Origin of the sequence: Actinoplanes sp. NBRC 101535, from assembly GCF_030269225.1 — a bacterium.
Classification (GTDB): domain Bacteria; phylum Actinomycetota; class Actinomycetes; order Mycobacteriales; family Micromonosporaceae; genus Actinoplanes; species Actinoplanes rectilineatus.
The window spans coordinates 669,177-690,600 of sequence record NZ_BSSY01000002.1; the positions used below are offsets into that span (position 1 = coordinate 669,177).

The window sequence follows — 21,424 nt, forward strand, 5'->3', positions numbered from 1 at the left end:
TTAATCCGGTCAGGCCGACGAGGCCGTCGACGGTTCGGGAAGCCCCTCGCGGGAGGCGGGCGCCGGGGCGGTGGCGGCGCGCAGGCGCAGGACGCCGGTGAGGGCCAGTCCCGCACCGGCGCCGATGGTCACCGCCACCAGCGCCCGGGCCAGCCAGCCCGGTCCGGCGGACGGGACGACCGCGGCGAAGAAGACGTCGGTGCTGCCGAAACCGGCGAAGGCGGCGACCACGAAACCGGACAGGGCCAGGTAGAACGGCGGGTGGCGGTAGACCGCCCCGGCGGCGATCGCTCCGGCCAGCATGAGGACGCCGGACCAGCCGGTGCCGTCGAGGACGCGCGTCAGCGCGTACCCCCAAGGGGCGAAGGCCGCGATCAGCGCGAGGGGCCGCACCGCGCCGGACCACCGATGGGCCAGCAGCGCCCCCAGGGCGGCGATCAGGGCGGCGCCGGTCCACCAGGCCCAGGTCGGCGGGGGTGGCTCGTAGTCGAGGGTGCCCTGGATCTCGAAGGTGCGGGTCTGGTCGCGCAGCGGGATCGCCCAGTCGCGGAGCCGCGTCCGCTGTGCCGGATCGGTCGTGGCGGGCAGGCCGGCCTCGGTCCAGCGGGCGCGTTCGTCGTGCCAGCGGACCGTGGGATCGTCGGAGATCAGCCGCCAGGACGGGGCGACGGTGGCGTCCGCGCCGGCGGGTAGCGCGGTGTCGGCGTTGAGGTAGGTGGCCGGCGAGTTCACGTTCTCGTAGGCGCCGTCCGGCCGGATCTCCAGGTAGGGCTCGCCGTGATAGCCGAGCACTTCGATGGTCCGGTCGCTGGTGTTGGTCAGTTCGAGTCCGGCGCCGCCCTGGACGACCCGCACGCTGAGCCCGTCGAGGGGGCTGCTGATCCCGGTGATCGTCGTCCGGTACGCGCTCACGTCGCTCGCGTCACCCGCGTGGGCGGACGCCGGAGCGGCCGGCAGAAGGATCACGCCGGCCGCCGCGGTCACCGCGAGGAGCAGTCGCCTCAACCGGCCGCCTTCTCGATGGTCTGGGTGAGCAGTTCGGTGGTGGGCACGCTGTCCTCCGGCCCGGTCAGCCGTTCGCCGTCGACGACGATGGTCGGCGTGCCGTTGTAGTCGCGCTTGGAGAATGTCTCGGTCGCCTGGGTCACCCACGTCTCGTAGGTTCCCTCGTCGACGGCCGTTGCGAAAGTCTCGCTGGTCAGACCGACCGACTTGCCCAGCTCGACGAGTTTCTCGTCACTGAGCCCGGACGAGTTCTCCTCGGGCTGGTTGGCGAAGAGCACGTCGTGGAACTCGGTGAACTTGCCCTCCTCGGCGGCGGCCGCGGCAGCGGCGGCGGACCGGGTGGAGTATCTCGTGCCGTTGGAGGCCCGGTCGAGGATGCTCACCGGGTGGTATCGCAGCGTGATCGTGCCGTCGGCGGCGAGTCTCGTCAGGGTCTCCCCGCTGCTCTGCTCGAAGTTGTTGCAGATCGGGCACATGAAGTCCTCGTAGATGTCCACGGTGACCGGGCCGGTGCCGACCGCGAAGGCGGTGCTCTCGTCGACCGCGGACGCCGGGGTCACCAGTTCGCCCTCGTCGCGTCCGGCCATCACGGTGTATCCCACCAGCCCGGCGACGAACAGCACCAGGACCACGGTGACCGAGGTCCACAGGGTGACCCGCCGGCGCCGGTCGGCGGCCTTCTGCGCCTCGACGATCTGCCGGGCCTTCGCCGTCCGGTCGCGCTTTGCCTTGCTCACCGTTCCCCCATCAGTACGCCGTCGAGTGAGAACCGGGTCCGCGGTCGCCACAGCAGGATCCCGGAGAATGCCAGAAAGCCCAGGTCGCGGACGATGTCGATGCCGTACCGGGTGTCGGTGCCGGCGGCCAGTGCACCACCGGAGCTGAAGCATCCGCAGTCGATCTGCAGTCCGCGCGCCCACGCCGAGACGATGCCGGCGATGAAGATCGTCATCAGCAGGGCGGAGATCGCCGCGGTCAGCCGGGTCGACAACCCGATCAGCAGGAGCACGCCGAGGGCGATCTCCAGGAACGGCTGGACAGCGCCGACGACCTTGGCGACGTCGTAGGGCATCAACTGGTACGCGTGGACCGCGCGGGCGGAGGCGGCGAGGTCGCCGACCTTGAGCCCGCCGGCGATCAGCCAGACGGCCGCCAGCCCGGCACGGGCCGCCGTGGAGATCCACGGCCAGGCTTTTTCCTTGGTCACGCCGGTTAGACGACCGGCGCCGCCGGGAAAGTTCCCCGTTTCAGGAAGGTCTCAGCTTGCTTGAGCCCGGCTCACAGCGGTGATCAGCTCGTCGCGGGCCCGGGCGACCCGGGACCGGATCGTCCCGACCGGCACGGCCTCGACCTCGGCGGCCTCGGCGTAGGAGAGGCCGAGAACCTGGGTGAGGACGAACGCCGTGCGACGCTCCTCACTGAGCCGGCTCAGCAGATCGGCGCTGCTCAGACGGTGTGCCGGGTCGGGAACCGGCATCTCGGTGGCGGCCTGGGCGGCGAGCCGGGCGTCGAGACGGCGGCGGCGGACCACCGAACGCAGATGGTCGGCGCAGGTGCGCCGGGCGATGCCGAGCAGCCAGGTGCGCACACTGGAGCGCCCGGCGAAACCGTCCAGGGCGCGGAACGCCCGCAGGAACGTCTCCTGGGTGAGATCGTCGGCGCTACCCGGGTCGATCAGGGCGGCGGTGAACCGCCACACCTCGGCCTGGGTGGCCCGGACGAAGGCCGCCTGTGCGACCGGATCGCCCTCGCGGGCGGCGAGGGCCAGCGCGGTGGTCTCGTCGGTCTCCTGCTCACCCGTCACGAGGCGACATGGTACGCGCTCCCGGGTCGAAGGTCCCGGTCTGGAACCATGCAAGGCACTCGAGCGACCACCCACGTGTGGGTGTAAAGACCGGGATCGGAGAGCATGTCTGCCATGACCGTTGACCGCCGCCGGGTATACGCCGTGCTCACCGGACTGCTGATCGGCCTTTTCGGGTCGCTGATGGCGGCCGCGCCGGCCAGTGCGCACGCCGCTCTGGTCGGCAGCGACCCGGGTATGGGCACCATCGTTCCGGATGCCCCCAATCGGGTGACCCTGTCGTTCAGCGAGTCGGTGCAGCTGCTCCAGGGCAAGATCCGGGTGATCGGGCCGGACGGGGCCCGCGCCGATCAGGGTGACCCGACCGTCGACGGCGCGACCGTGACGATCCCGCTGCGCTCCGGCGGCGGCCGGGGGACATACCTGGTCAGCTACCGGGTGATCTCCGCGGACAGCCACCCGGTGGCGGGCACCATCACCTACTCGGTGGGTGCGGCCTCGACGCCGCCTTCGGAGAGTGGGGACGACGCGCGGGTCGATCCGGTGATCCGCTCCCTCATCCCGGTCGGCAAATATCTGGGGTACGCCGGACTGGTGTTCCTGGTCGGCCCGGTCATGGTCCTCGCCCTGCTGTGGCCGCAGCGGCTGTCCCGCCGGGGTCCCGGTCGTCTCGTCTGGACCGGCATCGGGCTGGTCGCCGGGAGCACCGTGCTGGCGATCTGGCTGCAGGCGCCGTACACGCTGGGCACCGGTCTGTTCGACATCGGCCTCGGTGACCTGCGGGACGTCCTGGCGAGCACGTTCGGCGCGGTGATGCTGGTCCGTCTCGGCGTGGTGGTGGCCGCCGCGTTCCTGCTCAAGCCGCTGCTCGGCGGCTCTGCCGGTGGCTCCTCGGGGGAGGGCGAGTCGAAGCTCGACCTGGCCCTGCTCGGCGTCCTCGGTGTGGCGGCGCTGGCCACCTGGCCGCTGACCGGGCACCCGACCGCCTCCCCGGTGGCCGGCGTCTCGGTGGTGATCGACGCGCTGCACCTGGCCGCGATGGCGGTCTGGCTGGGCGGCCTGGTGATGCTCTTCGCGTTCCTGCTGCCGCAGGCCAACGGGCGGGAACTCGGCGCGATCCTGCCGATCTGGTCCCGGTGGGCGGCCACCGCGGTCGGCGTGCTGATCTTCGCCGGGGTGGTGCAGGCGCTGATCGAGGTGTCGACGCTGGACGGCCTGTTCAACAGCACCTACGGCCGGCTGATCATGGCGAAGGTGGCACTGGCCGCGGTGGTGATCGGCGTGGCGGCGTACTCGCGGAAGCTGGTCAAGGACCGGGTCTCCGAGGAGTCGCCGAAACCGCTGCGCCGGATCGTGCTGGCCGAGTTGGCGATCACCGCGGTCGTGCTGGGCGTGACGTCGGCGCTGGTGCAGATCTCCCCGCCGCGGACCGCCGAGGCCGCCGAGACCGGGGCCGCCAACCAGACGGTCACCCAGACCCTCACCTCGGATGCGATGTCCCTGCAGGTGGACGTCTTCCCGGCCACCGTCGGGAACAACTCCATTCATCTGTACGCGTACACGCCGGACAACCAGCCGTTGCCGGTCGTCGAGTGGAAGGCCACCGCGGCGCTGACCGCCCAGGGCATCGAGCCGATCGAGATCCCGCTGCTGCGGATCACCGACTTCCACGCCATCGGCGACATCGCGCTGCCCGCGGCGGGCGAGTGGACGTTGCGGTTCACCGCCCGGACCAGCGACATCGACCAGGAGAACTTCACCGCGACCGTCACGATCTCCTGATCCCGGGGTCCCCGCATCTATCGGGGACTGACGTACTCGTTTGACCACTTTGGGGTTATTTGCCTCTGTATGGTCACCGCGAGTACGGCCCGGGAAGGGGGAGAGACAGATGCGGGTGTTCCGCACGATCCTCGGCATGCTGTTACTGACCATCGGACTACCCGCGCTGCTGGCGGCCGGCGGCCTGTGGACCGTCATGCAACACCGTGACCCCGGCGGGGCGTTCAGCGGCGAGCTGCAGCGCCTCACCGTTCCCGGGTACGCCCTGGTCGTCCCGGACATCGACCAGCTGCTCCGGTCCGACGCGCCGTTCGCCCGGATCGGCGGCACCGAACTGCGCCTGTCCGCCCTCACCACGAACGGCCCCGCCTTCGTCGGCCTGGCCCCGTCCGCGGACGCCGCCCGGTACCTCGACGGCGTCCCGTTCAGCCAGGTCGGCGCGGTCAGCGTCGGCACCGGAATCCTGCCGGTCAGCGCCACCCCGGTGGCCGGCCACCGGGCACCCGCGGGCTCCCCGGCCGGCGAACGGATCTGGACCCGCAGCGGCACCGGGCAACTCGCCTTCACCCCCGAGGAACTGGCCGGCGGACCGTACAGCCTGATCGTGATGAACACCTCCGGCAACCCGCTCAGCCGCCTCGCGACGGTCGCCGAGATCCGCCCCGGCTGGATGAACTCCAGCACCTGGGGCCTGTTCACCCTCGGCACCCTGCTGGTGATGGCCGGTTTCATCGCCCTGACCTGGCCGGGCCGCCACCGCGAAGTGGTCTACGTGGTCGAGCCGAGCCAGGTCCCGGAACTGATGCACGCGATCGGCGCACCGTTGCCGCTCGGACCGGGGCCCCGGCACAGCGGGGTGTACCGCCAGCGCGCCCTGACGGCCACCTGGTCCGGTCCGGCTCCCGCGCTGCCCGAGTTCATCTGGCCGCCGCGCCACCAGCCGGGCGGCCCGGGATCTCCGGACCCGGCCTCGGACCCGGCTGCTCCGGGTTCAGTCGCTCGGGGAACGGCGGCATCGGGTACGGCAGCCCGGGGTTCGGTGGTGACGGGTTCGGCGACCGTGGTCTCCTACGGCGAGGTGCTGCCGGCCGTGCCGGTGCCGCCCGGCGCGCGGACCCCAGCGCCCGGGGAACCGCTGAGCCTGTTCGGCGAACCCGCCGCTCTGACCGGACTGCAACTGGCCGGCCCGCCGGAGAACGCACCCGCCCCGGGCCGCCGCGACACCCGTCGTCGCGACCCGGCCCCGGGCGATCTGCCGGAGTTCCACGCCACGGCCGTCGGCGCCTGGGTGGCCGCCACCGCCCCGGAACGCGCCCGCCAGACCGAGGCCCGGGCCGCGGCCCGCCTGGCCGAGGCGGCTCGGCGCTCGGCTCCGGCCCAGTTCGCCCCGGAACAGCCTTTCACGGAATCGGCCTCCTCCCAGCCCACGTTCTCCCCGTCGGACGAGCCGGCGTTCTCCCCGTCAGGCCAGCCGGCGTTCTCGGAGCAGGAGCCGGAGCCGGAGTCGGACCTGGAGCCGGCGACGATCCCGGCCGAGAGCGGGGCGACGGCCCGAAGGGCGATCGCCGCCCCCCGTGAGGCCTCGGAGCCGGTGACCGAGGACGACACCGCGTCGACCGAACAACGAGTCGCCATCAGCACCGGCCCCGCCGCCACCGACTGGACCGCCACCGGTTCGATGCCCTTGGGAATGACCCGTTTCGCCCAGGAGCAGGCCTCTCCGGAAGCCGAAGAGGCGGCGGGAAAGACCCCGGCGAAAACCGACGACCCGAAACCCGACGACGGCAAGCCGGTCCCCGCCGAACCGAAGCGCCCGATCGTTCCCTTCCCGTCCCGCCCGGTCACCCCGGAGCCGGTCCCGGCCCGCTCCGAAGCGGCCACCGAGGACATCACCGTGACGCAGGAGACCTTCGGTGGGGCGGCTGATGCCACGGTCGAGTCCGGCACCCCGGCCGAAGCCGCCGGCAAGGTGGTCCCGGCCCGCCGCCGCCCGTCGGTGCACGCCACCGAGGCCGGTCCTCTGCTCGACGCCCCGACGGCCGAGACCACCACGGTGGTCAAGGCGGTCGGCCGTGCCACCGTGGCCCCGGCCCCGCCTCGCCCGATCCCGGCTCCCGCCGATCCTGAACGCCCGTCGATCCACGAAGCCGAGGCCCCCGTGACTCCGATCCCAGACCCGACCGCGGTCCCGACCTCGCCCTCAGTCCCGGCTGCGGCCCCGGCTGCAGTGCCTACCCCGGGCCCGGTGTCAGTTCCGGCCCCGGCTCAGGCTTCGGCCCCGACTCCGGCCGCCGGTCCGAAGAAGCCCTCCGCGGCGAACAATCCGCTGACCCGGGCGCAGAGCCGCACCTCCGGCAAGGGCTTGGCTCCGGCCGGCCCCCGCCAGGCTCCGCAGACCCGCCGCATCCCCGCCTCCTGGCTCAAAGCCGCCGAGACGGTGGCCGCGAGGGTCGCCCAGTCCGCCCCGGAAGCAGCCACCGTAGAGGCGGCGTCACCGGCGGAGGAGGCGGAGACGGCACCGCCCGTGGAGAAGCCGGACAAGGGAGACAAGGCGGAGCAGAACGAGGCCCGCCGCGCTCTCCCCGGTGACAAGCGCAGGCCGTCACCGCGGCCCAAGCCGGGCACGGCCCCGAAGCCGGCCCAGGACGGCGCCCGCTCCCGGAACTACCGCGAGGAGGCCGCGGAACTCCTGGCGGGGAGTCCGGAGCAGGAGCGCCGCCGTCGGCGTACCGTCGCCGGCCGCCCGGCAGCCGCGCAGGACGGCCCCGCCGAGCCGGACGGATCCTGAGCCGAGCCGGACAAGTCACCAAGAATGCGGAGAGCGGGTCACCCGATCAGGGTGGCCCGCTCTCGTTTGCCGTGATCCCGTCTTCGGCTCCGGCCGCGACGCCGATCCGGACCCCGGTCCCGACCCGGGATGGGAAAGGTGGAGGGCCCTCCGCGCTGCCGACACGGAGGGCCCTTACCGGGGGGAACGGAGTAACCGAAGGGGGGCTTCGTCCGTTAAGTACGACTTTACCCCGCAACCGGCCAAGTCGGAAGTCCAGGGTGTAAACCAGACAAAGCACTTGAAGAAGCGTTTGCGGTCGGCGTACGCGTCAAACGTCGGACGGCCGCCCGGCGTAGGCTGTGCCCGTGGCGGATCTTCTGGTGTGGATCGACTGTGAGATGACCGGCCTTGACCTGGGCAAGGACAAGCTGATCGAGGTTGCGGCTCTGGTCACCGATCCTGAACTCAACGTTCTCGGTGAGGGCGTCGACCTCGTCATCCACGCCGATGACGAGGCGCTCGACGCGATGCCCCCGGTCGTGCGTGACATGCACGCCAAGTCCGGCCTGACCGAGGAGGTGCGCCGCTCGGTCGTCACCATGACCGAGGCGGAGGAGGCCGTCCTGGCCTACATCAAGGAGTATGTGCCCAACCCGCGGACCGCCCCGCTCTGTGGCAACTCCATCGCCACCGACCGCGGCTTCCTCGCCCGGGACATGCCGGCCCTCGACGCGCACCTGCACTACCGGATGATCGACGTCTCGTCGATCAAGGAGCTGACCCGCCGGTGGTACCCGCGGGTGTACTTCGGTCAGCCCGCCAAGGGGCTCTCGCACCGGGCGCTCGCCGACATCCGGGAGAGCATCCGCGAGCTGGAGTATTACCGTCGCACCGTCTTCGTGCCGCTGCCCGGACCCGACGTCGAGACCGCCAAGGCCATCGCCGCGGGGCTGTGAGCCCTCGGAGGGGTAACCCGCTCGACGGGCCCGCGGGGGATGTCGCTATGATTGTCTCGCACCGCAGGGATCACCTGCGGGCATGGTGGTCGTAGCTCAGCTGGTAGAGCACCGGGTTGTGGTCCCGGGGGTCGCGGGTTCAAGTCCCGTCGATCACCCCATGCAGTACAGCAGTTCAGAGGCTTCCTCCATGCAGTCGGAGGGAGCCTCTTCTCATTGCTGACCCCGATCCGGGGCGAGGAGCGGGGGAAGCGCTCCTGAAATCTTTCGGTGCCGCGTCGAGGGCCGGCGCACCGTGGGATCGGGCAACGGGGCCGCCGTTCCCGTCGGGACGTGATCCGAAGCTCCCGAGCACGTCTGCCGAGCGTGTCGGGCATGCCCGGGGTGTCCTGCTGTGGGCACCACGCATCCGGGCGCCTCACGGGCCCATGTGAATTCGGGCCCGGCCTCACAGCAGGCGCTGATCGCTCTCCATGCGCACGAAGTGGTAGGTGGGAGCCTGCTCGATGCCGAGATGGTTGACCTTTTTTCTTTCGGTCACCCGAACGTGAACAGTTTGCCCGAGTTCAAGATGTAGATCGACCAGGTTCTGTTCTCCGTCGACATGGATGTCGTATCTCTTGGAGTTCCGGGCGCTGCCGATCTTCACCGAAAAGTGTCCACCCAGATCAAGGCGTACGACGTAGCCGTTCACCGAGACGTCCTGCTCGAGGTAGTGAATTTCCCATAGCTCTTGCAGGTACTGCCTGGTGGGCCTGTCCAGTCGGGAAGTCCGATGCCGGCCTGTTCCCGAGCGCCACCCGACCTCGAGGTCCAGATCGTGACTGTCCAGCGCTGACGCGAGTAGTCTGAGTCCCTTTACCAGGGACTCGTGCTCTGCGAAGCGGCGCAGATCGCCCTGCTTCTCGGCGGTGTGGTGGAGGTCCGTGATCGTCGAGAACACTTCATCAACGGGGTCGACGTCGACCGCCAACTGCCCTTCGCTGTGCCGCCCGGCATCGTCTGCGGGAACCAGATGAAGGACGGCGCTCCCCGGCGACACTCCGGCAAGTTCAAGCGAAACGCCATTTCTGACGGAGTTGACCTCGGCGGCCCCGGCGACCTCCTGCGCGAAGGCTTGGAAAACCTCATGCGCAATTCCGATATCAAGCCTGCCTCCGGCGGCTCTCGTCCCGGAAAGGCGAAGGTCCAGCCAGCGGCCCAATCGTGCGGACGAATCCTGTTCGGTGAGGACATCGAAAAGATGCCGATCAAGAACCTGAGACGGCGTTTCATCCGACTCTGGACCATCCGTGTATTCTGCCCAAAGTCTAGCGAGATGGTCTGAATCGACGCGGCCCTGGAAGGCCGCCAGAGAGTCACGTTCGGTGCTCACAGCATCACCTCCAGGTACCCGCGCTTCGGGTCTCCAGTCTCCCTGGTCGGAGCCTGCTTGTCTTGCCCCGTTTGGCGGAGGCGGCTCCAGAAGTCATCGAAACCTCCACGGGCCTGCATGTACTCGGCCTCGGCGGGGTTGTAGCCGCCCTTGAACGGGCTGCGGAAGTATCGGTGCCGCACGATGATCGGCGAGACTCGGAAGTCCTTGAGGGCCTTCTCCCGCTTGCTGAGCCGCTCCAGCGGGCTGGTGACCGGGAGCCTGGCCAGTTTCGCGTTTTCCAGCACTTCTCCGTCTATGAACAAGGTCAGGTCGACGTTGTTCGGATCCGGCTTGGCGCTGATGAAGCTTCCTGCGAGCCAAATGTATCTGCCCAGAGAACCGCCATTCAGCACTGGTTCAAGGGTTTCCTCGTACTTTGACCAGAGGGCCATGTATGTCTGAAAACCCGTCCAGCACTCCCGCCGAGTCAGCGAGTCGGCGAACATCGGGGCATCCACGAATCGTGCCTGTACCTCGGCGAGCGACACAGAGAATCGCCCGAGTGGCAGGTGGCCGTTCGATGCGAAGTCGGGGACGCGGCTCAAGGGGTGAGCCTCCCTCTAGGCGGCGGGGTGGCTGGCGCATAGTGCTCCAGCGATGACCCACTGTAGAGCAAGGCCTCGTTCGTGGACCGCCGGGCATTTCTCGTCGGGGCGCCGCAGAAATTCTGGGGGAGCGGGCAACCTTTCCGGACTCCGGGGCCACTGGGGGTTGGATCAACAACCTCCGTCCCCCGGGAGAACCCGCTCATGCAAGCCAAGCGCATCGCCGTCCCGCTCTCGGTGCTGACCCTCGGCGCCGGTGCCGCCCTGTTCGGTGTCCTCAACGCTGACGCCGCGGAATCCGGCTCCTGCGCTGTCACCTACGACGTCCTCAGCCAGTGGGGGACCGGGTTCGGCGCCGATGTGACGGTCCGCAACACCGGGGGTGCGGCGGTCGACGGCTGGACGCTCGGGTTCGATTTTCCGTCCGGGCAGACCGTCGACGGCGGCTGGAACGGTGCCTGGAAACAGAATGGCACGCAGGTGACCGTGGTCGATGCGGGCTGGAACCGGGCGATTCCGGCGGGCGGGAAGGTGTCGGTCGGCTTCAACGGGTCGTGGAGCGGCGCCAACGCGGTTCCGGCGGCGTTCACGCTCAACGGCGTGACCTGCAACGCCGCCGCAGCCACCCCGGCGTCGACAAGCCCGACAGGTCCGACAGGCTCGACGTCCAAGAGCCCGACGGCGAGCCCGGCGACGACCAGCCCGACCAGCCCGGCCAGCCCGACGGCGAGCTCGGCCACCCCGACGACGAGCCCTGCGGCGAGCCCGGCGACGAGCCTGACGGCGAGCCCCGCAACAGATCCGACCCCGGCAGCGACCGAGGACTGCACCGACTACGCCGCCCTGGTCCGCGGCAGGTACTGGGTCAACAACAACGTCTGGGGCAAGGCCGACGGCACCGGCTCCCAGTGCGTCGCGGCGAACGACCTCGCCGGCGACGACCTCAGCTGGAGCACCCGCTGGGACTGGTCAGGCGACAACACCAAGGTCAAGTCGTACGCGAGCGCGGTCCTGGGTTGGCACTGGGGTTGGAAGGCCGAGAACACCGGTCTGCCGATCCAGCTCAGTGCCGGAGAGTCCGTCGACACCACCTGGAACTTCACCGTCACCCCGGCCACCGGCAACGTCATGAACGTCGCCTACGACCTGTGGCTGCACGACATCGCCGACCCGGACTGGCAGAACAACCCGACCGACGAGGTGATGGTCTGGTTGTACCGGTCGGGCGGCGCCGGCCCGCTCGGCACCAAGCAGGCCACCGTCACGGTCGCCGGCACCACCTGGGATCTCTACCAGGGTGACATCGGCTGGAACGTGTACTCGTTCGTGCGGACCTCCAACACCTCCGCCGCCGACCTCGACCTGACCGATTTCACCGATGTGCTGACCGCGCGGGGTCTGCTCGCGAAATCCAAGTATCTCTCCAGCGTGCAGGCCGGCACCGAGGTCTTCACCGGCCAGGGCCGGCTGGACACCTCGAAGTACTCCGTGACGATCGGCTGACCTTCCGGCCGGGACACCCCCTCACCCCTCAAGGTCAGGACAGTCGCTTGCCCGACTTCGACGCCGAAGACGCCGAACGCGCGTTCCGGCGCTTCTTCGACGACCATCACGCCGACCTCTCCCGGCTCGCCTACCTGGTGACCGGGGACTCGCAGGTCGCCGACGACCTGGCGGCCGACGCCTTCGTGGAGGTGTGGCGACATTGGGCGCGTGTCCAGGCGGCGGACAGCCCGGTCGCCTACGCCCGGGGCATCGTGGCCAACCTGGCCCGTCAGTGGATCAAGCGGCAGACCCGGGAGCGGTCCGGTCTGCTGCGTCTCGGTCTGCTGCGCCGGGACCGCGACGAGAGTGACACCCCCGCGATCCTCGATGTGCGCAGCGCTCTGCGGCGGCTTCCGCTGCGGCGCCGGGAGTGCGTCATTCTGCGGTACGCCTTCGACCTGCCGGAGAAGGAGGTGGCCGCGATCCTCGGCATCTCGGTCGGTGCGGTCAAGAGTCACACCTCGCGGGGTGCCGCCCAGCTGAGCGAGTTCCTCCGCGGGATGCCGATGATGACCGGGGGAGGCCTTCGTGGCTGAGCTGTCGCCGCAGGTGCGGGCGGCCCTGCGCGCCGAGGCCGCCCGGCACGTCCCGGACCGGGGCGTGATGCTGAACCGGATCGCCGCCCGGCGCGCGGAGCCGGCCGTGGGCCGCCGGTGGGCGCTCACCGCGCTGCGCCCGGTGGCCGCGGCCGCCTCGGTGGTGGCGGCCCTGGTGGTGGGTTTCGCCGGGATCCGCCTGTCCGGCGATCGTGATTCCGGGGGTACGCCCGCAGCCCCCGCCCCGAGCCGACCCGTGATGTCGCCGCCGGCTGTCCCCTCGTCGCCGGTCCCGTCCGCGCCGGGTTCGCCGTCGTCCACGCCGGCGCGGACCGCTCCCGGCCGCACCTCGGGTGGCGGCCCGGCGTCGACGGCACCCGTACCGTCGTGGCAACCCGTCGACGGGTTCCTCGCGTCCACGGCCGAGGTCGACTCCCACTCGAACGAGACGTGGGCGCAGGGCAACCTCACCGTGACGACCGAGGCGACCGTCACCGCCCTGGACGTGGTGATCAGCGTGGCGCGGACCGGCGGGGTCGCCGACGCCGGCCGGTGGAGTTCGGTTCCGGCGGAGATGCTCACCATGAGCGTCACCGAGGAGAAGGACGCGCTGCTCTACCGGTTCACGCTGGCCGGTGGCCGGACCCTGGCCCCCGGCTCGTACGTGTTCGCGACCCAGTATTCGCACGCCGCCGGGGTCCGGGATGCCGGCGGCGACAAGTACGGTGCGATCGCCGCGGCTGACGGCCGGCGTGCCGAGGTGACCGGAACATTCACGACACGGTGACCCGGGACAGCCGGAACACAGCATCGTGTTAGATCATCGTCGAATGGTGGCGGTGAGCGCGGACGACTATGCCTGGTTCACGGAGCAGTGCGCTGATCTCGCGGATGCGTACTGTCTGACGCTTGTCCGGGGGCGCACCCCGGCCGAGGCGGTCGAGACTCTCGGCGGCCGTGATCCGGTCCCGGTGACCGGCCTGCGCGCGCTGTCCGGTGATCCGGCGTCGGCGGCGGGGTTCGTGGCGGCGACCGCGATGGGTGACTGGACCCTGATCGTGGAGCCGGACGGTGTGCGGGGCGGTGACGAGGCCCGGACCCTGTCGCGGGGCACGGTGCTCGTCTCGCACTACCGCAGCGACGGCACCGACCCGCGTTTCGTGTGGGCGCGGGACGGCGAGATCGTCCTCGAGTTCGACCCGTCCAGTCCCGAGGATCGTCGGGGCACCGACCCGGACGGCCTGGCCGAGGTGCTGGACCGTCTCGGGTTCCAGGTCGGCGGCGAGGACGCTCCGGACCGCAACTACGACGACCGTTACCGGGAGCGGGCACTGGCTCTCGCCGAGCAGCTCACCGGCGTACGCATCACTCTGGAGGATCTCGAGGCGGCGACCTTTCAGCGGGCCGCTCTGGGGGAGGCGTCCCCGGCGCAGCCGGAAGCCGTCTCACCTGCGGCACGTCCCTCACCCCGCCCGCCGGCCCGTGGGGAGAAGTGGGACGAGGAGTACGAAGTGGACGACGAGGATGACGACGAACTCCGTGAGGACGGTGACGAGGACGGCGACGGTGAGCGTGAGTGGCCTCGGCTCGTCGCCGCGTCGGCCCGCCGGATCGGCCGGATCTTCCGGTGACCGGGGCATCGGCCGGGGTCGCTGATCCCGTAGGGTGCCGCCATGTCGATCTTCTCCCGTCTCCTGGGCGGTTCGCCGGAGGTGGCGCCGCTGCCCTACGACCCGCAGTCTCCGGAGGGTCTCGCCGCCCGCTGGGTGCGCTGGGTCGCCGGGATCGGCCCGGTCCGCAATCCGATCGGTGACGAGAACGGCCTCTACTCGGATCTGCACCAGCCCGACGACGTCTGGTTCCTGGCCGGCACCTTCGGCGGGGAGGCGCGTCGCAGCTGTCCGGTGCCCGCGGGCCGGCCGTTGTTCTTCCCGGCCTTCAACATGTGGCACTGGCCGGCGGAGGGCCCGCCGGCCGCGCTGCGCGGCGCTTTCGGTGGTCTGACCGTCGACGGCGTCCAGGTGGAACTGGATGTGATCGCGACCCCGGTCCCGTTCCTCGTGGCCGGTGCCCGGGCGAACCCGGTGACGCAGACGAACAAGCCGGTCCCGGTGACCGTCTGGGGTTACTGGAAGCGTCTCGACCCGCTTCCGCCCGGCAACCACGTCGTGCAGTTCTCCGGCGGCGACGGTCACGGTTTCATGGTGAGCGCCACCTACTACCTGGCCGTCGGCTGACCGGTCCGGACACGGAGAAGGCCCGGTCGGCAGCGACCGGGCCTTTCGGTGAAGGTCAGAGGTAGCTGCCCTTCTTGTACTCCTCGTAGCTCATGTTCCAGTCGGTCCAGCCGTTGCCGTTCTTCAGCTTCTCCTCGGTGCCCGTCACCTTGATCGGGTCGCCCATCAGCGTCTTGTTGAAGAGCCACTCGCCGAGTGCCTCGGAGACGTTGACGCAGCCGTGCGACACGTTGGTGGAGCCCTGCTGGCCCTCGGACCACGGAGCGGCGTGGATGAACTGGCCGCTGTACGTGATGCGCTGCGCCCAGTCGATGTCGGTGCGGTAGCCGCCGTCCGGGTCCTCGTCGGTGGTGTCGAAGACGGTGTGCGCCTTCTTCTCCATCACGACCATGGTGCCGCTCGACGACGGGGTGCTCTTCTTGCCGAGGCTGACGGGGATGGTCTTGATGACCTTGCCGTCCTGCTCGACGATCATCTTCTTGGTCTTGTTGGAGACCGTCATGATCAGCTCACGGCCGACCTTCATGTCGACGGTCAGGTCGGACCGGCCGTACCACCCGTCACCCAGCTTCACGCCCTTGAGCTGCACCTTGTAGAAGATCTTGGTGCTGGCCTGCCAGTACACCTTCGGCCGGTAGTGCACCTCGGTGGAGCTGATCCAGCGCCAGGTGCCCTCCTGGGCGGGTGTGGCGGTGACCACCATGCGGCGCTCGACCTCGGCCCGGTACTTCTCCGGGATGGCCCGGCCGAACTTCATGATCAGCGGCATGCCGACGCCGACCGTGTTGTCGTCGCCGAGGAAGCTGGTCACCCGGACCAGGTTCGCCGGCTTCTTCATCGTGGTGAACGAGCTGCTGGTGGTGTTGCTCTTGCCCTGCGCCTCGGGCGTGGCCACGGTCACCGTGTACTTGGTGGCCCAGTCCAGTGACTGGGCCGGGCGCCACGTGTTGTCGTCCTTGTCGACGGTGCCCTTGACCTCGGCGCCCTTGGCGTCGGTCACCGTGACCGTGGTGTTGTCCGGGTCCTCGCTGTTGTACTTGACCTCGGACCAGGCCTCGACGTCCGTCGCGTCCAGCGCCGGGGACGTCACCGCCACCGTGCTCAACTGCGGCGCCGCCGACGCGGCGCCGGAGGCTCCGCCCGCGGTGTCGCCGCCGCCCTCCCACGAGGGCGAGTCGCCGCCGCTGCACGCGGCGGTCAGCAGCAGCGACCCCGCCGCGAGCACGCCGACCAGGGCTGTGCGCCAACGTCGGCCGGCGCGGCCGACCACCGCGGATCGCCCCGCTGACCGCATTGCATCCATGTCCATGGTCCCCTCACGGCGTCGTTCTCCCGGCGCCCAATACTGCTCCATAAACGGCGGGCCACCAATCCCGGTTTTGTGCCGTGACCGCTCTGTGGCCTTCGTCGTGGTGTCCGCATCGACGTACCCCGGTGGCGCCGGACCGGAAACCGTCAGCCGAGGCCGGCGGGCACCTCGAGCGCGCTGCCCTCGGCGAACTTCTCCCAGCTCACGTTCCACGGGGTCCAGCCGTTGCCGTACGACAGTTTGTCGCCGGTGCCCTTGACCGTGACCGGGTCGCCGATCAGGGTCTTGTCGAACAGCCACTTGGCGTTCGACGGTGACACGTTGACACAGCCGTGTGACACGTTGCGGCTGCCCTGCGCTCCGGTCGACCACGGGGCCGAGTGGATGTACTGACCGCTCCAGGTCAGGCGCTGCGCGTACTCGATGTCGGTGCGGTAGCCGTTCGCGCCGTCGGTGTCGGTGGTGTCGAAGACGGTCGCCGCCTTCTTCTCCATGACGACCATGGTGCCGCTCGACGACGGGGTGCTCTTCTTGCCGAGGCTGACCGGCATGGTCTTGACCTCTTTGCCGTCGCGCAGCACGGTCATCTGCTTGGTGGCGTTGTCGACGTTCATCTCGAACCTGCGCCCGATCTTCGCGGTCGCCGACCGGTCCCGGTCACCGTAGATGCCCTTGCCGGTCGGGTGCCCGCCGACACCGATGCGCACGGTCAGCGTGGTGCCGGGCTCCCAGAACTCCGGGGCGCGGTAATACGCCTGCGTGCCGGCGGCGGTCCACGACCAGGTGCCCGGCTGCGACGGCGAGGTCGTCACGAACATCCGCTTCTGCACCTCGGCGCGGTCCGCCTTCTTGATGCCCGGGTTGAACTCGACCACCACCGGCATGGCGACCCCGTACGTGTGGTCGTCGAAGAGGTAGAGACCGGTGCCGGTCCGCTTCGAGGGCGCGCCCATCGTGGTGAACGACGTGGTGGCGGTCGTGGACTGACCGTCGGCGCCGGTGGCGACGACGGTCGCCGCGTACTTCTGCCGGGTCTTGAGCGGCTTGGCGGGCACCCAGGAGGTCTTGTCCTCGCGCATCTCGCCGGCGACGCTCTTGCCCTTGGCGTCGGTGAGCGTCACCGAGGTGACCTCCCCGCCGTTGACCTTGACGCCGATCTCGGCGCTGACGGGCACGTTCGTCTTGTCGGCGGCCGGTGTGACGGTGAGCGTCACCGGGCCGCCGGCCACGGTGGTGCTCTCGGTCACCGGCGCGGTCGAGCCGGATGTCGCGGCGGGTGTGCTCGCGGCGGGCGTGGGGTCGGCGATGGCGGGCTCGGAGTCGTTACCGCAGGCGGCCAGGGCGGCGATCAGGCCGCACGCCGTGATCGCCGCGAGGGAGCGGCGGAGGTCAACCATTCTCGGGGGCCCCGTTCTGGAGTTGTCGGCGCAGCCATCCTGACGCATCCACGCAACCAGCGGGTCCTCCTTCAGGGGGGATCCGGGCGATTTCAAGGACAGTCCCGGCCCGTGCTAATGTTCTCCTCGTTGCACGGCGAGCGTCGCTAGCTCAACTGGCAGAGCAGCGGACTCTTAATCCGCGGGTTGTAGGTTCAAGTCCTACGCGACGCACTCTCACCACGCACGGAAGCCCTGACCGGGATCGGTCAGGGCTTCGTTCGTTGGTGAGCCCGCCCCTGGTGAGCGGGCCGACCCCCTGATGAGCAGCGGCCTCCGGCCGTGTGTTAAATTTTCTCCCGTCGAAAGGCGTCGCTAGCTCAACTGGCAGAGCAGCGGACTCTTAATCCGCGGGTTGTAGGTTCAAGTCCTACGCGACGCACGGCAGAAGTCAGGGCCTCACCTCATTCGCAGGTGGGGCCCTGACGGCATTCCGGGACACGACCGCCCACCCGTGGTGATCATGGTGCGGTGCGACGGATACGAATGATGCGGGTCTGTGCCGCCGTGGCGGCCGGCGCCGGGCCTCTTCTCACGGCGGTCCCGGCCGCGGCGCACCCGATGCCCCACTCGGTCGTCCTGCTCGACGTGCACGGATCGTCGGTGACGGCCGAGCTGGAGATCCCGGCCGGCGACCTGACCGCCGCCAGCGGCGTCCCCGTCGAGCTGCCCGCCCGGGCCGGGGAACTGCGGACCTACCTGGCCGCGCACATCCGGCCCGTGAGCCCCGCCGGCCGGCCCTGGACGGTCCGGGTCGGTGACCTGGCGACGACCGCCGCGGAGCAGACGTCGACCGGGCCCTACCGCGAGCTGACCGCCACGGTCGAGCTCACCCCACCGGCCGGCGAGGACGGAAGGCACCTCACCGTCGGGTACGACGTGGTGGTCCACCAGGTCGTCACGCACGTGACCCTGGTCTCGGTCCGGCGGGGCGGGACCACCGTGCAGGCCGGTGAGGTGCGGATCGACAACCGCACGATGACCGTCCCGCCCCTCGCCGTCGACCTCGGCGCCGGCGGCCGTGACCTGGCCCGCCCGGCCGCGCTGGGCGGGGCGCTGGTGGCGCTCGCCGTATTCGCGGTGGCGGCTGCCCGGATCAGGAGCCGGCGAAGATCGCCGTCAGGCCGCTGATCCCGCTGGTGAGCAGGATCGCGATGGCCGGCGCCAGGGCGATGTATCCCAGCACCAGGCCGGTGATCGCCATGCCCTTGCCGCTCTTGCGGTTGTCCTTGGTCTCGTTGAGCCCGATGTGCCCGAAGATGATCGCCAGCAGGCTGACCACGCCGAACGTGCAGAAGAAGGTCAGGGCGCTGATGATGCCGAGCACCATCGACGCCACGGCCAGCCCGGAGGTCGGCGGCCCGATGTGCCCGATCACCACCGGCTGGTACATCGGCTGCGGCGGGTACGGCGACTGCGGGGGATAGCCGGCCTGCTGCTGCGGCGCGTAGTACGGCTGCGGAGGCGGCGCGTACGCCTGCGGCGGGGCCTTGTAGGGATCCGGCGCCGGTGAATAAGGCTGCGGCGGGAAAGGCGAGGTCGGCGCGGGGTCGTTCACCGACGCCCAGGCCGACGACAGCGGCGTGGTCGGCGGAGCGCTGTCCGACTCCGGGAAGGGAGAGGAAGCCGGGAACGGAGCCGTCGGCTGCGTCGGGTCGAACGGCGATGAGGTGGGTTCTGACATGAGCTCCGAGTTCCTGGTAGACCGTCGTCCCATGCTGCCGGGCACGTCCCGCGCGGGCTACCCTTCCGCCCTGATCGGGTCCGAAAGTTCCCGCGATGTGTCCGGTCGGACGTCGTCTATCGTCGGCCCATGACGCGCGTCCTGCTGATCCCGGGGAGCACCCGTGACGGCTCGCTGCACACCTCCGCCCTGCGCACCGCCGCCCACCTGGCTCCTGAGGGCATCGCCGCCCTGCTCTACGGCGGCCTGACCGGGCTGCCGGCGTTCGTCCCCGGTGATCCGGGACCGCCGCCGGTGGCCGAGCTGCGCCGCCTGATCGCCGAGGCCGATGCCCTGATGTTCAGCACCCCGCAGTACGCGGGTTCGCTGCCCGGCAGCCTGAAGAACCTGCTCGACTGGCTGGTCGACGGCGGTGACCTGGCCCGCAAACCGGCCGCCTGGCTGTCCGTGGTGCCGCCGGGGCAGGACGACGGTGCCTGCGAGGCCCTGGAGGCGGTGCTCGGTCACGGCGACGCCCGCCTGCTCAAGGCCGCCTGCATCCGGCTGCCGCTGGAGATGAGTTCGGTCGACGGGGCCGGCACGGTCACCGATCCCCGTCTGCACCTGGCCCTGCAGGACATGCTGCACGCCCTGATCGGCGCGATGGCGTTGCCCGAGCCGAAGCAGCAGCCGTCGTGGCAGGTGCACTCGAGCGTCTACCCGGTGATCCAGGCGCCGAGCACGCCGGGTTTCGTCAGCGGACAGTCCGCCTGGCCCGGCGTGCAGACGTGGAAGGGCAACGACGGATGATCCTCAGCTGATCGCGCGCCCGGCCGTGGCACAGGCGGCCGCGCCCACGCACGTCGCCAGTCCGCGCAGCGCCGCGTGCAGCTCGGCGATCCGTTCCGGCTTCAGCGTGGGCCCCAGGTTGCGCAGCTGGTCCGGGTCCGTCGTCCGGTCGTAGTACTCGCGGGTGCCGTCCACGTACTCGACGTAGGTGAAGGTCGCGGTGCGGATCGCGTCGTACGCCGGCGGGATGTTCCGCTTGTCGACCTGGTAGTCCGGGTCGAGCGGGTCGGCGGCCGGGTCCCGGTGCTCGATCAGTTGCACGGTCCGCCACTGGTCGGGCACCTCCCCGGCGAGCAGCGGCTTGATGCTGCGCCCGTCCGCGTCCGCCGGCGCGCTGCTCCCGGCCAGGTCGGCGAAGGTGGCTCGCAGGTCGATGTTCTCCACCAGCGCGTCCACGGTCTTCCCGGCCTGCACGCCCGGGCCGGCGACCACCAGCGGCACGTTGACGTCGGTGTCGTACGCGGTCTGCTTGCCCGACGCCATCCGGTATTCGCCCAGGTGGTAGCCATTGTCGGAGTTGAAGACGACGATCGTGTCCCCGGCGACGCCGGCGGTGGTGAGCGTCGCCCGCAGCGAGCCGATCATCCGGTCGATCGACTGCACCGACTGGACCCGTTTACGGAAGTCCGCGTCGGTCGCCGCCTTCTCCTTCTTGGTGAGCGGCGTGTGGTTCGCCAGCCACTGCGGTGCCGGGCTGGGCAGCTTGTCGTACGCCGCGGTCCGTGGCGCCTTCAGTCCGGGGAACGAGGCCGCGTCCCGGGGCGCCGGCGTGTACGGGCTGTGCGGCGCGTACGTCGCCACCTCCATCATGAACGGTTTCCCGGTGGCGGCGGTGCTGGTGATGAACGCGGACGCCTTCGCCGAGAGCACGTCGGTGAGGTAGTCGCCGGGCGCGGTGCCGTACTTGGTCACGGTCCCGTTCTCGTTGAGCGAGTAGTCGAAGTTGTCGTACGCGTTCCCGCCCGCCACCCAGTAGTCCCAGCCCGGCGGCGTGTACGGCCCGGTTCCCAGCGGGTTCCGTGGCTGGTATTCGTTGAGGTACTTGCCGAGGAACGCGGTCCGGTAGCCGGCGGCCTGCAGGTCGGTCGCGAAGGTCGACTTCTCCTTGCCCTTGCTGTGGAACAGTTTGAACCCGCCGTCGGACCCGTGGTTCTTGAAGATGCCGGTGTTGTGCGGGAACTGTCCGGTGAGGATGGACGCCCGTGACGGGCAGCAGAGCGAGTCGGTCACCGCGTAGTTGCTGAACGTGGTGCCCTCCTTCTGGAGCGCCACCACGTTCGGCATGTGCTGCACCAGGTTCTTCGACAGGTCGTCGACCAGCACGTAGACGATGTTCGGTGTGGTCGCGGTCCGGACCGGTGCGGGTTCGCCGTCGGGCGCGGCCATGGCCGTTCCGCTCCCGGTGTTCGACGTGCACGCCGTGGTGGCGAGCAGCAGGGCGACGGCGGTGACCGTGCCGAGGGCACGACGGTGGCGGGAGAACATGTGGCGCGGGTGCTCCGTCCGGGGGTAGGCGGCGACCCCCGGAGGGTAGTAGGCGCCCGCTGCCCGGCGAACCGTGCGGGCCCTT

The 21,424-nt window shown here is 70.2% G+C and carries 20 protein-coding genes and 3 tRNA genes; 13 read left to right on the forward strand and 10 right to left on the reverse strand.

Annotated features, from left to right (window positions below):
• Positions 1-9: 9 nt before the first annotated feature.
• Genes QSK32_RS08130 through QSK32_RS08145 form a run of 4 tightly spaced genes read right to left on the reverse strand, consistent with a single transcriptional unit; the run spans position 10 to position 2,809 of the window.
• Complete coding sequence (locus QSK32_RS08130; RefSeq protein WP_045742271.1) at positions 10-1,005, reverse strand: UbiA prenyltransferase family protein; 996 nt, start codon at positions 1,003-1,005, stop codon at positions 10-12.
• Positions 1,002-1,742 (reverse strand): DsbA family protein, encoded by a 741-nt coding sequence (locus tag QSK32_RS08135; protein ID WP_045742272.1) that lies wholly within the window; start codon positions 1,740-1,742, stop codon positions 1,002-1,004. Before QSK32_RS08135 ends, QSK32_RS08130 begins: the two co-directional genes overlap by 4 nt.
• The gene (locus tag QSK32_RS08140) at positions 1,739-2,212 is read right to left on the reverse strand and encodes a MauE/DoxX family redox-associated membrane protein (protein WP_285471560.1); all 474 of its coding nucleotides are present in this window, start codon (positions 2,210-2,212) and stop codon (positions 1,739-1,741) included. The genes QSK32_RS08135 and QSK32_RS08140 overlap by 4 nt, the downstream gene beginning before the upstream one ends.
• 51 nt (positions 2,213-2,263) lie before the next feature.
• Positions 2,264-2,809, reverse strand: coding sequence for a sigma-70 family RNA polymerase sigma factor (locus tag QSK32_RS08145; RefSeq protein WP_045742274.1), 546 nt, complete (start codon positions 2,807-2,809; stop codon positions 2,264-2,266).
• A 105-nt stretch (positions 2,810-2,914) separates the two neighbouring features.
• Between QSK32_RS08145 and QSK32_RS08150 the strand changes: the two genes are divergently transcribed.
• The 4 genes from QSK32_RS08150 to QSK32_RS08165 all read left to right on the forward strand — a co-directional run bounded on the left by QSK32_RS08150 (position 2,915) and on the right by QSK32_RS08165 (position 8,478).
• Entirely contained in the window at positions 2,915-4,591 is a 1,677-nt protein-coding gene (locus tag QSK32_RS08150; RefSeq protein ID WP_045742275.1) for a copper resistance CopC/CopD family protein, read from the forward strand.
• A 109-nt stretch (positions 4,592-4,700) separates the two neighbouring features.
• A complete protein-coding gene (locus QSK32_RS08155) occupies positions 4,701-7,379 on the forward strand; it encodes a hypothetical protein (protein WP_285471561.1) in 2,679 nt (892 codons plus the stop codon).
• A 341-nt stretch (positions 7,380-7,720) separates the two neighbouring features.
• The gene (gene orn / locus QSK32_RS08160) at positions 7,721-8,317 is read left to right on the forward strand and encodes an oligoribonuclease (RefSeq protein ID WP_083448994.1); all 597 of its coding nucleotides are present in this window, start codon (positions 7,721-7,723) and stop codon (positions 8,315-8,317) included.
• Positions 8,318-8,402: 85 nt separating this feature from the next.
• A tRNA-His gene (locus tag QSK32_RS08165) sits at positions 8,403-8,478 on the forward strand.
• 287 nt (positions 8,479-8,765) lie between these two features.
• On the opposite strand, the gene QSK32_RS08170 is transcribed toward QSK32_RS08165, so the two are convergent.
• Together QSK32_RS08170 and QSK32_RS08175 are read right to left on the reverse strand one after the other, a co-directional pair.
• Complete coding sequence (locus QSK32_RS08170; RefSeq protein WP_157410988.1) at positions 8,766-9,692, reverse strand: hypothetical protein; 927 nt, start codon at positions 9,690-9,692, stop codon at positions 8,766-8,768.
• Positions 9,689-10,279 (reverse strand): DUF6932 family protein, encoded by a 591-nt coding sequence (locus QSK32_RS08175; protein WP_157410989.1) that lies wholly within the window; start codon positions 10,277-10,279, stop codon positions 9,689-9,691. The genes QSK32_RS08170 and QSK32_RS08175 overlap by 4 nt, the downstream gene beginning before the upstream one ends.
• A 204-nt stretch (positions 10,280-10,483) precedes the next feature.
• Here QSK32_RS08175 and QSK32_RS08180 point away from each other — a divergent pair, with 204 nt between their 5' ends.
• Genes QSK32_RS08180 through QSK32_RS08200 form a run of 5 tightly spaced genes read left to right on the forward strand, consistent with a single transcriptional unit; the run spans position 10,484 to position 14,597 of the window.
• A complete protein-coding gene (locus QSK32_RS08180) occupies positions 10,484-11,782 on the forward strand; it encodes a GH12 family glycosyl hydrolase domain-containing protein (RefSeq protein WP_285471562.1) in 1,299 nt (432 codons plus the stop codon).
• A gap of 47 nt (positions 11,783-11,829) precedes the next feature.
• Entirely contained in the window at positions 11,830-12,360 is a 531-nt protein-coding gene (locus tag QSK32_RS08185) for a SigE family RNA polymerase sigma factor (RefSeq protein WP_045742297.1), read from the forward strand.
• Positions 12,353-13,147, forward strand: a complete 795-nt coding sequence (locus QSK32_RS08190; protein ID WP_045742298.1) for a hypothetical protein — start codon at positions 12,353-12,355, stop codon at positions 13,145-13,147. Before QSK32_RS08185 ends, QSK32_RS08190 begins: the two co-directional genes overlap by 8 nt.
• A gap of 43 nt (positions 13,148-13,190) precedes the next feature.
• Positions 13,191-13,991, forward strand: coding sequence for a DUF6461 domain-containing protein (locus QSK32_RS08195; RefSeq protein ID WP_052720447.1), 801 nt, complete (start codon positions 13,191-13,193; stop codon positions 13,989-13,991).
• A 42-nt stretch (positions 13,992-14,033) separates the two neighbouring features.
• Complete coding sequence (locus tag QSK32_RS08200) at positions 14,034-14,597, forward strand: hypothetical protein (RefSeq protein ID WP_285471563.1); 564 nt, start codon at positions 14,034-14,036, stop codon at positions 14,595-14,597.
• A 55-nt stretch (positions 14,598-14,652) separates the two neighbouring features.
• Here QSK32_RS08200 and QSK32_RS08205 read toward each other — a convergent pair whose 3' ends face one another.
• Both QSK32_RS08205 and QSK32_RS08210 read right to left on the reverse strand, forming a co-directional pair.
• Positions 14,653-15,900 (reverse strand): L,D-transpeptidase, encoded by a 1,248-nt coding sequence (locus QSK32_RS08205; protein WP_502872518.1) that lies wholly within the window; start codon positions 15,898-15,900, stop codon positions 14,653-14,655.
• Between the two features lie 152 nt (positions 15,901-16,052).
• Positions 16,053-17,303, reverse strand: coding sequence for a L,D-transpeptidase (locus tag QSK32_RS08210; RefSeq protein ID WP_285471564.1), 1,251 nt, complete (start codon positions 17,301-17,303; stop codon positions 16,053-16,055).
• A gap of 140 nt (positions 17,304-17,443) precedes the next feature.
• Between QSK32_RS08210 and QSK32_RS08215 the strand changes: the two genes are divergently transcribed.
• The 3 genes from QSK32_RS08215 (at position 17,444) to QSK32_RS08225 (ending at position 18,473) form a co-directional block, all read left to right on the forward strand.
• A tRNA-Lys gene (locus tag QSK32_RS08215) sits at positions 17,444-17,516 on the forward strand.
• A gap of 135 nt (positions 17,517-17,651) precedes the next feature.
• A tRNA-Lys gene (locus QSK32_RS08220) sits at positions 17,652-17,724 on the forward strand.
• Between the two features lie 89 nt (positions 17,725-17,813).
• A complete protein-coding gene (locus tag QSK32_RS08225) occupies positions 17,814-18,473 on the forward strand; it encodes a hypothetical protein (RefSeq protein ID WP_157410991.1) in 660 nt (219 codons plus the stop codon).
• Here QSK32_RS08225 and QSK32_RS08230 read toward each other — a convergent pair.
• Positions 18,439-19,026 (reverse strand): DUF4190 domain-containing protein, encoded by a 588-nt coding sequence (locus QSK32_RS08230; protein WP_052720452.1) that lies wholly within the window; start codon positions 19,024-19,026, stop codon positions 18,439-18,441. The genes QSK32_RS08225 and QSK32_RS08230 overlap by 35 nt on opposite strands.
• A 129-nt stretch (positions 19,027-19,155) precedes the next feature.
• Here QSK32_RS08230 and QSK32_RS08235 point away from each other — a divergent pair, with 129 nt between their 5' ends.
• The gene (locus QSK32_RS08235; protein ID WP_285471565.1) at positions 19,156-19,815 is read left to right on the forward strand and encodes an NADPH-dependent FMN reductase; all 660 of its coding nucleotides are present in this window, start codon (positions 19,156-19,158) and stop codon (positions 19,813-19,815) included.
• A gap of 3 nt (positions 19,816-19,818) precedes the next feature.
• Here QSK32_RS08235 and QSK32_RS08240 read toward each other — a convergent pair whose 3' ends face one another.
• Complete coding sequence (locus QSK32_RS08240; RefSeq protein ID WP_285471566.1) at positions 19,819-21,339, reverse strand: sulfatase family protein; 1,521 nt, start codon at positions 21,337-21,339, stop codon at positions 19,819-19,821.
• Positions 21,340-21,424: the final 85 nt, after the last annotated feature.